The organism is Mesorhizobium sp. M6A.T.Ce.TU.016.01.1.1, from assembly GCF_003997065.1.
GTDB classification, from domain to species: Bacteria; Pseudomonadota; Alphaproteobacteria; order Rhizobiales; family Rhizobiaceae; genus Mesorhizobium; species Mesorhizobium mediterraneum.
Map to the genome: position 1 here is coordinate 303,933 of NZ_RZTJ01000002.1, position 14,335 is coordinate 318,267.

Annotated in this window: 17 protein-coding genes; 8 read left to right on the forward strand and 9 right to left on the reverse strand. The window is 60.1% G+C overall.

The window, feature by feature from the left end; genetic code table 11:
- Positions 1-2 precede the first annotated feature (2 nt).
- Positions 3-953, reverse strand: a complete 951-nt coding sequence (gene cyoA / locus EOC94_RS04755; protein WP_127288871.1) for a ubiquinol oxidase subunit II — start codon at positions 951-953, stop codon at positions 3-5.
- A 385-nt stretch (positions 954-1,338) separates the two neighbouring features.
- On the opposite strand from cyoA, the gene EOC94_RS04760 reads away from it, so the two are divergent.
- Genes EOC94_RS04760 through EOC94_RS04775 form a run of 4 tightly spaced genes read left to right on the forward strand, consistent with a single transcriptional unit; the run spans position 1,339 to position 4,755 of the window.
- A complete protein-coding gene (locus EOC94_RS04760) occupies positions 1,339-1,911 on the forward strand; it encodes an aminotriazole resistance protein (protein ID WP_095486336.1) in 573 nt (190 codons plus the stop codon).
- A gap of 20 nt (positions 1,912-1,931) precedes the next feature.
- The gene (locus EOC94_RS04765) at positions 1,932-3,449 is read left to right on the forward strand and encodes an ATP-binding cassette domain-containing protein (protein WP_127288873.1); all 1,518 of its coding nucleotides are present in this window, start codon (positions 1,932-1,934) and stop codon (positions 3,447-3,449) included.
- On the forward strand, positions 3,446-4,120 hold the full coding sequence (locus EOC94_RS04770; RefSeq protein ID WP_127288875.1) for an energy-coupling factor transporter transmembrane component T: 675 nt from the start codon (positions 3,446-3,448) through the stop codon (positions 4,118-4,120). The genes EOC94_RS04765 and EOC94_RS04770 overlap by 4 nt, the downstream gene beginning before the upstream one ends.
- Positions 4,117-4,755, forward strand: a complete 639-nt coding sequence (locus EOC94_RS04775; RefSeq protein ID WP_126103079.1) for a phosphoribosyltransferase family protein — start codon at positions 4,117-4,119, stop codon at positions 4,753-4,755. The genes EOC94_RS04770 and EOC94_RS04775 overlap by 4 nt, the downstream gene beginning before the upstream one ends.
- A 275-nt stretch (positions 4,756-5,030) precedes the next feature.
- On the opposite strand, the gene EOC94_RS04785 is transcribed toward EOC94_RS04775, so the two are convergent.
- The gene (locus EOC94_RS04785; protein WP_245458079.1) at positions 5,031-6,140 is read right to left on the reverse strand and encodes an ionic transporter; all 1,110 of its coding nucleotides are present in this window, start codon (positions 6,138-6,140) and stop codon (positions 5,031-5,033) included.
- Positions 6,141-6,537: 397 nt separating this feature from the next.
- Between EOC94_RS04785 and EOC94_RS04790 the strand changes: the two genes are divergently transcribed.
- Positions 6,538-7,194 (forward strand): TerC family protein, encoded by a 657-nt coding sequence (locus EOC94_RS04790; protein WP_095486341.1) that lies wholly within the window; start codon positions 6,538-6,540, stop codon positions 7,192-7,194.
- Between the two features lie 151 nt (positions 7,195-7,345).
- Here the strand turns inward: EOC94_RS04790 and EOC94_RS04795 are convergent, their stop codons facing one another.
- The gene (locus EOC94_RS04795; protein WP_127288877.1) at positions 7,346-8,476 is read right to left on the reverse strand and encodes a site-2 protease family protein; all 1,131 of its coding nucleotides are present in this window, start codon (positions 8,474-8,476) and stop codon (positions 7,346-7,348) included.
- 102 nt (positions 8,477-8,578) lie between these two features.
- The gene (locus EOC94_RS04800) at positions 8,579-9,016 is read right to left on the reverse strand and encodes a CBS domain-containing protein (RefSeq protein WP_127288879.1); all 438 of its coding nucleotides are present in this window, start codon (positions 9,014-9,016) and stop codon (positions 8,579-8,581) included.
- Between the two features lie 328 nt (positions 9,017-9,344).
- On the opposite strand from EOC94_RS04800, the gene EOC94_RS04810 reads away from it, so the two are divergent.
- Complete coding sequence (locus tag EOC94_RS04810; RefSeq protein ID WP_127288881.1) at positions 9,345-9,755, forward strand: DUF427 domain-containing protein; 411 nt, start codon at positions 9,345-9,347, stop codon at positions 9,753-9,755.
- Between the two features lie 58 nt (positions 9,756-9,813).
- On the opposite strand, the gene EOC94_RS04815 is transcribed toward EOC94_RS04810, so the two are convergent.
- On the reverse strand, positions 9,814-10,230 hold the full coding sequence (locus tag EOC94_RS04815) for an HD domain-containing protein (RefSeq protein WP_127288883.1): 417 nt from the start codon (positions 10,228-10,230) through the stop codon (positions 9,814-9,816).
- 274 nt (positions 10,231-10,504) lie between these two features.
- Entirely contained in the window at positions 10,505-10,744 is a 240-nt protein-coding gene (locus EOC94_RS04820) for a hypothetical protein (protein ID WP_029356005.1), read from the reverse strand.
- A gap of 251 nt (positions 10,745-10,995) precedes the next feature.
- On the opposite strand from EOC94_RS04820, the gene EOC94_RS34005 reads away from it, so the two are divergent.
- Positions 10,996-11,337 (forward strand): hypothetical protein, encoded by a 342-nt coding sequence (locus EOC94_RS34005; protein ID WP_185928162.1) that lies wholly within the window; start codon positions 10,996-10,998, stop codon positions 11,335-11,337.
- A 60-nt stretch (positions 11,338-11,397) separates the two neighbouring features.
- Here EOC94_RS34005 and EOC94_RS04830 read toward each other — a convergent pair whose 3' ends face one another.
- Both EOC94_RS04830 and EOC94_RS04835 read right to left on the reverse strand, forming a co-directional pair.
- The gene (locus EOC94_RS04830) at positions 11,398-12,804 is read right to left on the reverse strand and encodes a PAS domain S-box protein (protein ID WP_245465495.1); all 1,407 of its coding nucleotides are present in this window, start codon (positions 12,802-12,804) and stop codon (positions 11,398-11,400) included.
- Positions 12,805-12,975: 171 nt separating this feature from the next.
- A complete protein-coding gene (locus EOC94_RS04835) occupies positions 12,976-13,140 on the reverse strand; it encodes a DUF3309 family protein (RefSeq protein ID WP_126103072.1) in 165 nt (54 codons plus the stop codon).
- 401 nt (positions 13,141-13,541) lie between these two features.
- On the opposite strand from EOC94_RS04835, the gene EOC94_RS04840 reads away from it, so the two are divergent.
- Positions 13,542-14,003, forward strand: coding sequence for a DUF2267 domain-containing protein (locus tag EOC94_RS04840; RefSeq protein ID WP_126103071.1), 462 nt, complete (start codon positions 13,542-13,544; stop codon positions 14,001-14,003).
- 102 nt (positions 14,004-14,105) lie between these two features.
- Here the strand turns inward: EOC94_RS04840 and EOC94_RS04845 are convergent, their stop codons facing one another.
- Positions 14,106-14,327 carry a hypothetical protein gene (locus EOC94_RS04845; RefSeq protein WP_126103070.1) on the reverse strand — a complete coding sequence of 74 codons (222 nt, stop codon included), beginning with the start codon at positions 14,325-14,327 and terminating at the stop codon, positions 14,106-14,108.
- Positions 14,328-14,335: the final 8 nt, after the last annotated feature.

The following is a 14,335-nucleotide window of genomic DNA, read 5'->3' on the forward strand; positions in this document are numbered from 1 at the left end:
GTTCAACCGCCTCCGTGTCGTTCATGTCTGGCATTCGGGTCCGCCGGAGTGGCCGGACCCAAAGGATCGGGGTGGACCCGTGGATTGCCGCCGCGGCCTTCGTTTGAGCCGGGTGCTGGCGGCAGGTATTGACGCACCACGGCATCAAACAGCCCTGGCTGAACATGCGAGAACGCAAACGGCGCCACGTCCTGGCTTTGTCGGGCGAGTTCGCGGTACGCCCCCGCATTCAGGGTCTGGCCGCCGCCACGGAGGCCCGCCGTCCACTGGGCGAACGCTTCGGGCGGCACGATCCGCACCCGAAAATTCATGTCCGAGAAACCGTCGCCGCTGTAGTGGGCCGACTGGCCATAAAGGACGCCAGGCTTGTCGGCCAGGAGGTTGAGCTCGCTTTCCATGCCGTTCATCGCGTAAATCATGCTCCCGAGCTGCGGAACGAAAAATGTGTTCATTACGCTCGCCGAGGTCAGGCGGAACCGCACCGGCGTCCCTGCAGGCATGACCAGTTCGTTGACGCTCGCGATTTGCTGGTCGGGGTAGATGAACAGCCATTTCCAGTCGAGCGCGACGACTTGCACCTCAAGCGGCGAATTGGTCGACGATAGAGGCTTGCGAGGGTCGAGCTGATGGGATCCGTAATAAATCAGACCCCCAAGAAAAAGGATCGTCAGCGTCGGAATTGACCAGACGATGAGCTCTATCCGGCCTGAATAGGTGAATCCTGGATGGTATTTGGCGCGGATGTTGGAAGCGCGAAACCACCATGCAAACCATAGCGCGGCGACGATGGTCGGGACGACGATCACCAACATGACGGCCAGCGAGTTGAGCAGGATTGTCCGATTGCCGGCGCCGACCGGCCCTTGTGGGTCGAGCACGCCGCCTGCGCAGCCGGCGAGCTCGGCCGTGCCCAACAAGAGAATGGTAAGGCCTGACGAGCCAGCCCGCTTCATGTTCGTCCCTATGGTAGGTGATCACATAGTCACCCGGCTCCGGTTCGTTCGTGGCCACCGGCCACGGGCCGAAACTATGCGCATCGACGCGAAATCAGCTCCCTCAGCAACGGCTTCAACTTGCAGTGAGAAAGACCGTATACGTCGAAGAATTTCCTGTCTCTCTGGTTTTAGGTGCGGAACGGATAAGCCGCCGGTCCGCGGAAAGCCGAACATTCAGGGACCGAATTTGTTCCCGGGCATTTACGCGAGGCAAAGGCAACGTTTGGCGGAGTTGGTGTGCAGTCCGTGAGAAGCGGCAACCGCGGCCCAGTCCGATGTGCCCGCCAAGGTCGGCATATAACTTGCTTATCAATTACGGGAGACACATCAGGGGAATTTCGTCATGCAAGAAGCAACTGCAACTCATCCTGAGGGCAATACCCTCTTCCCGATCGTGCTTTCGATCGTCGCTGCAGCGGCGACCGGAGTGCTCTGGGCCTATGCGAACCCGATCCAACTCGTTCCCGGCGTCATCCAGTGGCGCATCTTCGCCTTTCTGCCCCCGCTGGTGGGCATTCTGCTCGGCTGGAAGAGCGGTTTCATCTGCGGCTATCTCGGCACCATAGTCTGGTCGCTGCTGGCCGGTACCTTCATCCCCGCTCATTCGCTCATCGTCGACGGCATCATGGTAGGCCTCACCGGCCTCTTGCCCGGGCTGATATTCGACCCAGCAAGGACGAAATTCGATCGCAACACGCTGATCAAAATTGCGGCAGTGTGCCTCATCGTTGGCCTTGTGATGGTCGTCGCGGTCTCGGCCAGTCTCGCTTATCTCGGCATTTTCCCCTTCTGGTGGGCGGTGATGTATCTGGGCCTGTCGGACATCGTGCCGATGATCATAGGCACGCCGCTTCTTGTTGTCCCAGCGCTGAAGATACTCAAGAGCGCGCATCCGGCCGGTTTCACGCGCTTTTGAGCGCAGGTAAGATTTGAAAAGTGCTTGAACTGAACGATGTGACGGTGGGCTTCGGCGATGCGCCGATGGCAGTCACCGAAGCCACGATGACCGTTGCACGTGGCGAGCGCCTGCTCGTGTGCGGGGCGGCAGGCGGGGCCAAGACCACGTTGCTCAACGTGGCGGGAGGGATCATCCCCCGCCTCGTTGCCCCTCGCCACTTCTCCGGCTCGGTTTCATTCGATGGCCAGCCGCTGTCGACCTTGTCGAAGGATGCCCTTTTTACCAAGATCGGCATCGTCACTCAGAATGTCGAGGACCAGCTTTGGGACCTCGGTGTCGAGGACCTGATCGCGTTCCCGCTGGAAAACCGGGGCGTGGAAAAGAAACTTATCCGCCGCAGGCTGCAGATTCTGCTTGATGAGCTTGAACTCAATCCGCTGCGGGGGAGGCGAGTACTCACTCTCTCCGGCGGCGAACGGCGGATGGTGGCAATCGCAGCTGCCCTTGCGGCTACGCCTGTGCTGCTTGTGCTCGACGAGCCCACGACAGGGCTCGATCCAGCTGCCCGTGCACGGCTGGTTCGAATTCTCGCGAAGCTTGCCGACGAGGTGCCCTCGTTGCTTGTCGCCGAGCAGGATCCGGGTGCATTCAAATCTGTCGCTGAAAATGTGCGCCTGCTCGTGTCGGGCAGGCTTTCGGAGGCCGTCGCCGCGCGCACGATAATGACACAGCAAGAGCCATGGCTGGAGGCGGGCATCCTGCCGCCCAATCATCGGGCGACCTGCACTCCGTCCTTCCCTGTCGGCGACGTGCTGCTTTCGGTTTCCGGCATCCGCACCCGGCTTGCGCGCCCCGACGGCGTCCCGGTATTGCGTGATGTCTCGCTCCAGATTCGCGCCGGGGAGCACGTGGCGCTGATAGGGCGCAACGGCGCAGGCAAGACGACGCTGTTCCAGTCGATCCTCGGCTTGGCGAAGCTCGCCGCAGGATCGATCCGTATTGGCGGCGAACCGGCCGACGGCTGGACCGTTGCGCGCCGCGCCCGCGCGATCGCGTATCTTCCGCAGAACATGCGCCGCATCCTGTTCAACATGACTGTGCTCGAGGAAGTCATTTTCTCCATGACCGCAGGCGCGGCAGCCGACGATTTAGTAAGGAGGGAGGCGCATGCCGCGCTAGAGAAATACGAAATTAAAGCGTTGGCCGAAGCCAACCCCTTCGCGCTTTCGACGAGGCAGCAGGCATTGCTGGGGCTTGCCTGCGCCGATGCGGCGCAGGCATCGATAGCGATCCTGGACGAGCCGCTGCTTGCGCGCGACCTGCAGGGCAGACGCATGCTGGACCTGTTCATCGGGTCCATGCTGTCGTCGGGGCGCGCGATCATGCTCATCTCGCATGATCTCGACCTCGTCCAAGATGTCGCCTCGCGCACGCTGATACTGGACGAAGGGCAGATCGTCTTCGACGGCGCGCCGCAGCAAGCCTGGGCGTCGAGCGCGTTCTCCCAGCTCGGTTGGCCCGCACCGACGGCTCTATCGACCGGAGCAGCGGCATGAAACGGATCTATGAGCTCAACTTTTTCGTGAAATTGACGGGTGCATTCACGATCATGCTGGTGGCTTGGCTTGCGCCGGACTGGCGCTTTGGCGTGCCCCTGGCCCTGCTTTCTCTCGTTTTCCTGAGCGTGATGCAGGTGCCCGGCTTGCGCGGCTATCTCAAGGGTGCGGCGCTTCTCGTGCTTCTGGTCATGGCGAGTTGGATCGGCAATCTCCTGCTGCAGGGGCTTTCGCCTGCCGATGCCCTGCCGATCGCCGCCGGGATGGCTGCACGCCTCATCACGACGACCGCGGCATTCTATTTCGTCATGGAGACAAGCACTCCAGGCTCTATTCTGGCAGCGGCCAGTGCAGCTCGTCTCCCGCCCATTGTCACTCTGATCCTGTCGCTCACCTTCGGCATCATCCCGATGCTGCGCGAGGATTTCGAGCGCATCGCCGACGCGCAGCGCGCACGCGGCATGGAGATCGACGACGTCTCGCTACCCACTCGATTGCGCTTTGCGCTCGCACGCGGTGTGCCGCTTCTAGTGCAGGCCATCCGCTTGGCGCACGCCATCTCGCTTTCGCTTTCCATCTACGGGTTCGACATGAACCGAAAGCGCACAACGTGGCGCAATGTGGGCCTGCTGATCGAACCCCGACTCGCTCATCAAGGACAAACAAAATGACCCAGGAAACCGCCTTTTCGCCGATAACCGGGCAAAACTGGCCTGTCGACGTCGCCGGCTTGCAGGTCGACTTGCCGATCGTCGCGATCAGGCCGGATTTCGCCATCTCGCTGATGATGGTCATCGATCTCGGAGTAAGGTTCGGCGAGCATGTCGGCCGCAAGTTGGCCGAGAAACTGCGACCGCTCAAACCCGACGTGATCGTGGGCGCGGCCACGCTTGGCATTCCCGTCGCCATCGAAGTGAGCCGCGCCTTGAGCCTCGATAACTACGTGATCTTGCAGAAATCGCCAAAGATCCATCTGGGCGACGCGCTCGTCCAGCACATCTCCTCCATCACCTCGAAGGGCGAGCAGCGCCTGCTTCTCGACCGCCGCGCGATACCGTTCCTAGCAGGCAAACGCGTCGTGGTGGTTGACGATGTCGTGGCGTCCGGCTCAAGCCTAAAGGGCTCGGTCGAGTTGGCGCGCAGCGCGGGCGCGGAAGTGGTCGGCATCGGTGTGATCCTCACCGAGGCGCGGGATTGGCAAGAAACGCTTGGGCCGGACCAGGCACTGATCCACAGCCTTGCGCATATCCCGCAATTCGCATTAGGCAAGGACGGCTGGAGACCCATTCCAGAAACCTTTCTCTAGCGAACCGGTCCCGTACACTAACCGGTTGCCGGTAGCGCCATACGTGCGGAAAACATCAGTCACCGACTGACACACATCGTATCTCTGCTCGAAGTCGGGAAAGAGATGAGCGGGAAAGACCGTTCGATCTTCTCCAATACAAGAACGCCTCGACCATCATTCTCGTGATCTTCGTCGTCGTGGTGTTGATGGAGTTCGCGACGGATCGCTTGCGCTCGAAGATCCAGTAGCTGCGGCCATATGCGTGCAAAATCGACACGACACGGTCCCGCATCCTAGGGCACGAAGATAAGGAACAGATAGGCGACAAACACGACGAGATGAACGAGCCCCGTCAGCATCGTTGTTCGGCCCGTCCCAAAGCTCACGATGCTGATGGCGAGCGCGAGCAGGAGAAGCACAGTATCCCCCGGACCCAGACCAAGCATCAGGCTTCGTCCCGTGAGCAGGCTCGCTGCCCCGATTGCCGGGATTGTTAGGCCGATCGTGGCGCAAGCGGAGCCGAGGGCGACATTCAGCCCTCGCTGAAGTTCGTTGTTAAGCGCAGCCCGAACGGCCGATGCCGCCTCCGGCATAAGCACAAGCGCAGCGACGAAGAAGCCCACGATTGCGTCCGCCTGGGTAATTTGAAGAAACGCGAGCCCATCCTCGATGCTGCCGGCCACCTGCTCGGTCAGAAGAACGATCCCTGCCAGCCCGACAAATAAAAGGAGCACGTTGGTAGTCACTTTCCCACCCTCAGATACATGCTCCTCATGTTCGGCTCTGGACGTCAGATCCTCGATAAAATCGCCCCGTTGGCGCACCATCTGTGCAAAGACGAACGCACCATAGAGGAGAACTGAAAGGACGCTCACGAATGCGAGTTGCGATGCGGAGAACGCACCGGGGACTGTTGCAAGAGTGTAGTTTGGAAGGATCAGTGTAAGAACCGTCAGCGCCATAATAACGGCAAGGGAAGCGTTGGTGCCCTGTCGTTTGATGTCCTGATATCGATGCTTCAGCCCACCCAGGGTGAGGCAGACCCCGACCACACCAGTGCACACGATCATGACCGTCGAAAATACGGACTCGCGTGCCAGCGTCGGATTGTTCGCGCCGTGCAGCATCATCGAAACGATGACCGAAGCTTCGATGGCCGTGACCGAAAATGTCAACAGCAGCGTGCCGTAAGGTTCACCGAGCCGCCGTGCGACGGCTTCTGCATGATGCAAAACCACAAACACGGTCGCGAAGATGAAGATGGCGACCACGATCAACGCCAGGATCTTGATCGAAAGCAGCGAATGCTCGATCGACGCGCCGCCGAAATGAATTAATGCGGCCAGGCCCAAGGAGCCGATTGGGAACAGATATTGGCCGATCGGTCGTCGATGAACAGCCAAGACGGATTTCCTTCATCGCATCGACGGTCGCAGACTGGGTATTACAGAGACTGACCGAAGCCCATGGTGTCAGTCTACTTGCGGCTGCCGGCCCGTTCAATGGCCGCGTGCTCGACCGACTTGGCGTAACGAAATTGGCCGAACTCGATGCCGCATAGGCCGGATCACAATTAAGCCTTGAGTTTTCACGCTTCCGGCAATAGCTAGGTGCTACCAGGCCGGGCCCCTCTGGCAGTCCATCAGGACTGTGATGTCGGACTGGAATTCCAATCCGGGTGGCCTGGCTTTGAGATTTCTTCAGCTGTAGCGGCATTTCTCTCATCATACGCGGTGTCCGCGTTGCTCTACGGTTATGCTCGCAAGCCTCGTCACCCCTAGCTGAACGCAAGGGTGCCGTATGACAGAATTTTTCAGTCCTGAAGCAATGACCGCTCTCTTGCAGGTCATCATGATCGACCTGGTGCTGGCCGGCGACAATGCCATCGTTATCGGCCTTGCCGCGGCCGGGCTACCCAAAGAGCAGCGCAGAAACGCCATCGTCATTGGTATCGTCGCAGCGGCCGTTCTGCGCATCGGCTTTGCGGCCGCCACAACCCAGCTCCTGCAGATCGTCGGCTTGCTGTTTGCCGGCGGGATATTGCTGTTGTGGGTCTGCTGGAAGATGTGGCGCGAACTTCGGCAAAACCATGCACAGGAAACACAGGCGATCGAAGCGCTTTCGGAAAGCGACGTTGACTACGATGGCGTCGTAGCTGGCAAAGCCTCACGCAAGACGCTGGCGCAGGCAACCTGGCAGATCATCATCGCCGATGTCTCTATGTCGCTCGACAATGTTCTGGCGGTAGCGGGTGCTGCGCGCGAACATCCGAACGTATTGATCTTCGGCCTTGTCCTCTCCGTCGCGCTGATGGGCATTGCCGCAAACTTCATTGCCAATCTGCTTCAGAAGCATCGCTGGATTGCCTATGTCGGCCTGGTGGTCATCCTCTACGTAGCTGGCGACATGATCTATCGCGGTACTCTTGAACTTATGCCTCACGTCGCGGGCTCTTAAGACGCAAAAAGTGGATCGGCCGGAACCGCATCGTTCCGGCCGGTCTGTTCCTAAGCAAGCTTGATCGAAAGTTATTCCTCCCTCGACCCGCTCCCTTACGATTTAGAGCGGACCCGCTCGATCCGGCGATAGAGAAAGAATATCCTGGTGCTCAGATTTGCGTAAGTCGCGGCTTGCCCCCACGCAAACGACCAAATCGGAAGCCATCTGAAACGGCTGAGCGGACCATAAGCATCTCGCCTATGGTTTCGTGTGTCATGAGCCCGACCAGTCGATCGGAATTGTCCACGACCGCAACGGCAGGCACATCTGCCCGCTGCATGAGGCGCAGGCTTTCCTCGAGACTTTTGCGGTAATGTATTTTCGGGATATCGTTGCGCATTGCGCTCGCGACCGGTTCAGCGGGGCCCTTTTCCTTCAATGTCCGGATCATGTCGTTGCGTGTCACCAGTCCTTCAAGATGGCCAGCGGAATCGATGACCGGGAATTCATGCTGCGTGGTCGCGAGCAGCATCTCGATTGCCTCGTCGAGCGTCGCCGACCGGTCCAGCCGGGCGAACTCGGTGATCATCACGTCCCCGACAAGCACGCTTGTGGCGACCTCGCGGATCTGTGCGTTCTGGGCTTCCGCAGCCGCGGCGAGATAAACGAAGATGCCGATGAAGATCAGCAGCGGGTTGTAGAACAGCCCAAGGAAACCGAAGACGAAGGCCAATCCTTGCCCGATCGTGGCGGCGATCTGGGTCGCGCGCGACCAGGAAAGGCGGGCGGCGAGGGCGGCGCGCAGGATACGGCCGCCATCCATCGGGAAGGCTGGGATCATGTTGAAAAGGACCAGGAAGACATTGACCCCTGCAAGCCTGGCGAGAAAATTCGTACGCGGATCCTCGATCCCGGCCATCTGTTCGACACCTGCCGACCCGCCGAGCAAAGCGAAGATCAGCGCGGCGATCGCGACATTGACCAGCGGCCCCGCCACCGCGATCACGAACTCCTGCCCCGGCTCTTCGGGCATGCGTTCCAGCCTGGCCACGCCGCCGATCGGGAAAAGCGTGATGTCCGGCGTGCTGATGCCGAAATACCGTGCGGCGGCGATGTGGCCGAATTCATGCAGGACCACGCAGGCAAAGACGGCAATGATGAATGCTACGCCTTCCCAGGCCGCTGGCGTGCCGCCGATCCGATAGTGCGTTAGCCAAATCCAGACGAGCAGAAGCAGGAAGGTAAAGTGAACGCGCACGGTGGTGCCGGCGATCGTCCCGAGGTTCAGCGACCAACCCAAATTTATCCACTCCAAGAGGCCCCGCCTTCACCATAGGCTTGGCAGGGCGCTTGCAATCGTACGAGAACATCAGGCGCTGGCACCGACGTATCGCGGCGTCAGTCAGTGGGTAGTTTGCGAGTGCTCGCCGCCCGGCTTCGAGATGCCGCTTAAAGCCTCTCCCGCTTCTGCCGCTTCGCCATTCGTCGCGAGATCGCCAAGAGAGATGATCCCGACGAGCCTCTTGTCGCGGTTCAGAACCGGAAGCCGACGCACCTGCAGGTCGCCCATGTTCTCGAGCACATGCTCGACGTCTTCGTCATCGAAGCAATATTTGACCTCCGGGCTCATGACATCTCGCACCTTGGCGTCAGGTCCCTTACCCAATGCTACGCCGCGGATCGCGATATCACGGTCGGTGATCATCCCGACCAGCCGGTCGTGGTCGCCCACAGGCATCACTCCAGCGTCGAGCCTTTCCATAATCTGCGCTACCTCGCGAATGGACTGTTGGGGGTTCGCGACCTGGACATTCCTCGTCATGCAGTTGCCGATTTTCATGGCAATCTCCCTTCTACTTGCAAAGCCCGCCGCCGGTTTTGGTGTTGCTCTAGGAAACGAACTCTCCGGCGGTAACGTTCCCTTGAATCTGAATGGCCCCTGAATGGCCCGCAGCAGGTTTCTCACCTGCAGCCGGAAGGGCTGGGAAAGCTCACATCGCCGGGATCTTGCGGTATGTCTTTGGCGCGAAGTCGAACCACCCAATGGTCGCGCGCTCCAATGCGCCCATCGCCGTAACTGCCGCAGCAACGCCAATGACCGGCCAGACTGGAACCCTGATGGGCGATACGACGTTTCAGGGAGACAGCGCAGCCAACGGAGAAGTCGAATGCAGCCCGTAGCCGCAAAATCCACACGCCGCCCCAGCGCGCTTGCGATTACCCCGTTCAATGGGACGGTGACGGTCAGGTTTTCCGACGCGATCATTGCCTCAACCGAGCGGGCAAAAGTGCTTCACGAAGAAGGACATGATCCTGTCTTCTATATCCCTTTCGAGGACATCTATTTCGACCTTCTGGAGAAGACGAATACCACAACGCGCTCCCCGCTGAAGGGCACGGCGAATTACTGGCGGGTTCACGCGGTCGGCGGAGCGGCTGATGATTTCATGTGGGCCTACGAGACGCCCGACGCGCCAGCATTGGCCATCGCCCGCCATGGCGCCTTCGATCCCGACAAGGCGCGGATCGATGCCGATCCTGCCGAGGATAAGCGACATACGCCTCACATCCCCGAGTAGCGCGGCGCTTGAATTTTCCACATCGGGGCGGTCACGCCGCAGACGGCGATCTTTTCCGTCAATCGGTGAATTCTTCGTCGAGGATCCGCAGGCCGGCTTCATATTTCGATGTCGAGGTGCCGACCTGCCGTGCCTGCCACAGATTGTCGGCGAGATCCGCGCGCTTCACCGGCAGCGCCAATGGGTTGGCTGCTGCTCTGCGCACGAAAGCGGGGTCGTCCTCGTCCGGCCTGCGTGTCATGGCATCGACTGCCGACACGACGGAGGTTCCGAAACCAGCCGCCTCGAGCCGATCGCGATCCCAATCGTCGCTTTTCTCTAGAACGTCGTGAAGATAGGCAACGGCCTTCTGGTCGAGCGTTTCGACGGCGTCAACGACCCGGCGGCAATGTTCGATATAGGGCCGCCCGGTCTTGTCTGTCTGCCCGGCATGAGCCTGTTCGGCTATTTTTGCCGCGCGGTAAAGCACGCTCATTGCTTCGATCCTTGCTGGCCTGTGTGTGGTGATGCAACCGGAACGTGCCTCAAAAAAAGCGTGTGGCACCGTAGCCCGTGTCACCGAACGCGCGACGATTGCCTGAGGTTCCAGAGCGCAGGCAGGGCTCCGACACACTGTTGCCGAATGTTGCCGAAGGGTCTCCAGCTTCGCGTCACCGAACCTGCCGTATAGCGTGCCGTCGCCGATCTTTGGGAACACCGGGATAGGTTGCTAGCCTTGAGCGACAGGCCAGATGCGCGGTGTGAGGCGGCTAGCCGCCGTCGGACGGTCCATCGACAATCCCGGAACTGGGCAGAATTCCAAAATCCTGTGACTTGGCACCCTGTGCTGCCGTCAAAAACCCGTCTGCATGGAGACCGCGCCGCAGCAACTCTCTCACGGCCGCCGACCGGCTTGGCATGCGCCTTTCAAAGCGCCAATTTTCCAATGCAGCCAATTCGTCGGCAGTTAGCATGATCTGCAGTCGTTCGGGTCTTTCCAGGTCGGCCATTTTCGCCTCCAGCCGCTCAAAGTTAGTATTTACCTAAGAATTAGGAAAAGCCTCGCAGAACGTCAAGATCGGTTAATAGGCCCTCGGCGTGAAAGGCTGACAGTTACTGTGAGGCGTCGCCCGCGCAGTCTGTGTAATAGGCTAACTTATTGATTTTGCGGTATAATTTTATTGATTTCCCTTGCCATTCGGATCGATATGGCACATGCTTACCACGAGGGACAAACCGCTCCTGAAAAAGAGGGTTTTCCATGAGATACAGTTATTCGGCTCATTTGTGTCAAGACGTTAACCTGCAAGTTCGGGCAGCCGCCCGGTATAAGGGAATAGTCAATGTCACTACGGTGGCCGAGGCCGTGCGGCTGCGAAACCTCGCAGAAAACGTTGCGCTTGAAGACATTGAACGCCTTGTGCTGCAAGCGGCCCAGTTCTGCGGGGCGGCCATGGAATTCGACAGCCTCACAGTTCTTGAATCACATGACGTCCATCGGCACTCAGTGAATTGTGATGCTCTGCCTGGCAGCGGCGGCTTCGATGTTCTGGAGGGCAGGACTGTTTCGCTCTATCATCGCCAGCCGGACCGAACGCAATAGGTCCGGCCGAGCCGTCAGCACAGTCGGTCGGAGGGGAAGGGTTCATCTTCACAGGCGCTTTCAAACCGCCGTGTTGTCCGCCACTGACGCCTGGACGAAGTGCAGTGGTGCCTCGAGCGTCCAGGTGACGCCTTGCTCATGGAAGTCCAGCCGGCCGCTGCCGCTGAAAGCCTGCGGCGCCACTCGCTCCAGGACGACCGTTCCGAAACCGCGCCCCCTGACGGCGTCCAGGATCGGCCCGCCCAATTCACGCCAGACCAGTCGAAAGGTTCCCGCGCCGTCGCCGGCAGAGATCACATTCCAATCGATTTCGACGCGTCCACCGCTGCAGGACAGCGCTCCATGTTTTGCCGAATTGGTAGCGAGTTCGTGAAAGGCTATGCCGAGATACTGCACTGCGTTCGGCTGCAGTATAACCATTGGCCCGGCCATCGACACGCGGGACTGCGCTGCGAAGGCCTTGAGCTGTGCCTGGATGAGCTCGCCGACCGTCGCGCCGCGCCACTCGGCATTGACCAGGAGATCATGGGATTCCGAAAGCGCCGCGATACGCTCCCGAACCTGCCCGAGGAAAGCCTCGGGTGTGCTTGTCAGTTTGCTGGTCTCGCGGATCATCGAAATGATCACCGAATACTGGTTCTTCACCCGATGGTTGACCTCGCGCATGAGCAGTCGGATGCGCCGTTCGTTCTCCTTGTGGGAGCTGATGTCGCGCGCGATCTTGGAGGCGCCGACGACCCGCCCGATGGCATCGCGGATCGGCGAGACGGTGAGCGAGACCGAGACGTGCGTGCCGTCTTTGCGCAGGCGCATCGTCTCATAGGAGGGGACGCGTTCGCCGGCGCGGATGCGGCTGATGATCGAGACTTCCTCGTCCAGACGATCAGGCGGAATGAGGATCGTCACCGGCCGGCCAATCGCCTCGGCAGGCGTGTAGCCGAACAAGCGTTCTGCCGCATCGTTCCAACTGGTGATGATGCCGTTGATGTCCTTCGAGACGATGGCGTCCATCGACGACTCGACAATGGCGGCAAGACGCATGCGGGCTTCATCGCCCAGCGCCTGCGTGCGCAGGTCGAGCAGCGTGTTTATGGCACCAACAATGTTGCCCGCTTCGTCGCGAAGCAGCCGTGGGTGAGCCCTGAACGGTACGAGTTCACCATCCGGCCGCTCCGCAATCGCCTGGTCCCATGAGACGTCCCGCCCTTCGCGCAGCGCCACGGCCATCGGACACTCGCCATGCGCCATATTCCGACCGTCTAGATGACGAAGCTTCCACGAGCCGCACCATAGGTCCCGACCGATAACCGGACGATGGCCCCAGAGCTCAGCTGCGGCTTCGTTGAAGAAGGTGATGCGTCCCTGTTCGTCGGTGGTGTAGACGGCGACGGGCAGTGCCTGCAGCAGGTCGGCAGAGGGAAGGCCCGGAACTCCGAGGCCGATATCGGCTTGTTCCACGAAGTTCACGTATTGCGCCATTCCAGTGGATTTCTGCAGCGGCTATAATGCGCTTGAGCAATTTCGGTTCCCCGTCGGGACAATCCCCCCTTTGCCCCGCCGGCTGCGGCGACATTCCTGGACGAGGTACCAGGCCGACACAGGATCACCGGTGAAGTTATCGGCTAAATCGTGCGGGCCCTAAATGCGCCCGAGAAGGACCAGGATAATCACGATCAACAGCACGAGACCGAGGCCGCCACCGCCGTAATAGCCGGTGCCATAGAACGGCCCGCCACCCAGACCGCTGAACCCGCCAAGCAAGACAAGGATCAAAATGATGATGAGTATGGTTCCGAGGCTCATGGTGGTTCTCCCATTCTTGCGCTGCCGCGCCATACAAGGGCACGTCCATGCGCCTGTTGATGACGGTATGAACTCCCAGAGGGGCTTCCTGTTCCACCGGAAGTAGCATCGTTGTGGCTCGTCTAGCGGGAAAAGCCGGTGGGCCCACGAGAAAGCCCGCCGGCCGGGAGCCAGCGGGCAACAGGCTTTTTCAGCCTCGGACCGCCTGGAGGGACGGGCGATCTAAAGCAAGAATGCATGACGTAGGTTGAAGTTGCGACGGTAAGCCAAAAAAGCCCACAGCCATTGCCGAGCCGGTGATATGTCCCGCATCTGGAATCTGAAGACCTGAGGGAACTCATATGGACGTAATCCGTTCACGAATAACTGTGCGCGGCGGACGTGACCGGGAGGACGGTATAGTGAGCGCGACAGGCCTCGACGTGTTCGACAAGACGCTTCAGACAACCAACGTCTGGCTCAATGACTTGATGGAAGAGCTCGGCCCAGACAGGCAGCTCTGCTGGAAGGTGTTGTCGACAGTCCTGCAGATGCTGCGTGACCGGCTGCCTTTGGGGCTAGCGGCGCATCTCGGCGCAGAACTGCCAGTTTTGGTGCGTGGCGCCTACTACGATCAGTTCGAGCCGGCAAGGCAGCCGAGCGATTGTGACTGGGACGAGTTCGTCATCGAAGTCACGGATCGCGTGTCCGATGCACGGCTCATGGATGCCAACGATGCGGTGCGTTCTGTCTTTGCCACGCTGTCGCGGCATGTCTCGCGTGGTCAGGTCGCCAAGGTCCAAGCCACTTTACCGGAAAAGCTGCGCACCATGTGGCGCTTGGCCGAAGAACGGATCGTCCCCCCGGACCAAAGTGCTGCCTAGACCACAGCGCCGTCAGGCGGTGCTCACAATCAGACGGTCTGTTCGCGCCCCGCATTTTCAGCAAAGAATGCGAGGCGCTACGCCCCAGGCTTCAGCGACCATTCACCTTCCTTCTCGTGCCGGTCGGGTGCTGCCGCCCTTCTTTTCGGGGTCATGAGTATGGTGGCTGTCGCGTTCGCCTCCGCCGCCTGAGATCTTGCTGCGGCTGCGCAGGTCGGAATCGGCTGGCGGCTTTTCTATCACCAGCGGCTCCTTCGCATTCTCGTGCGATGCGCCAGGACCGCCGTGGCGGATGCTGGCGCGGTTCTTCTTCGACGTGGACATGAAAATCA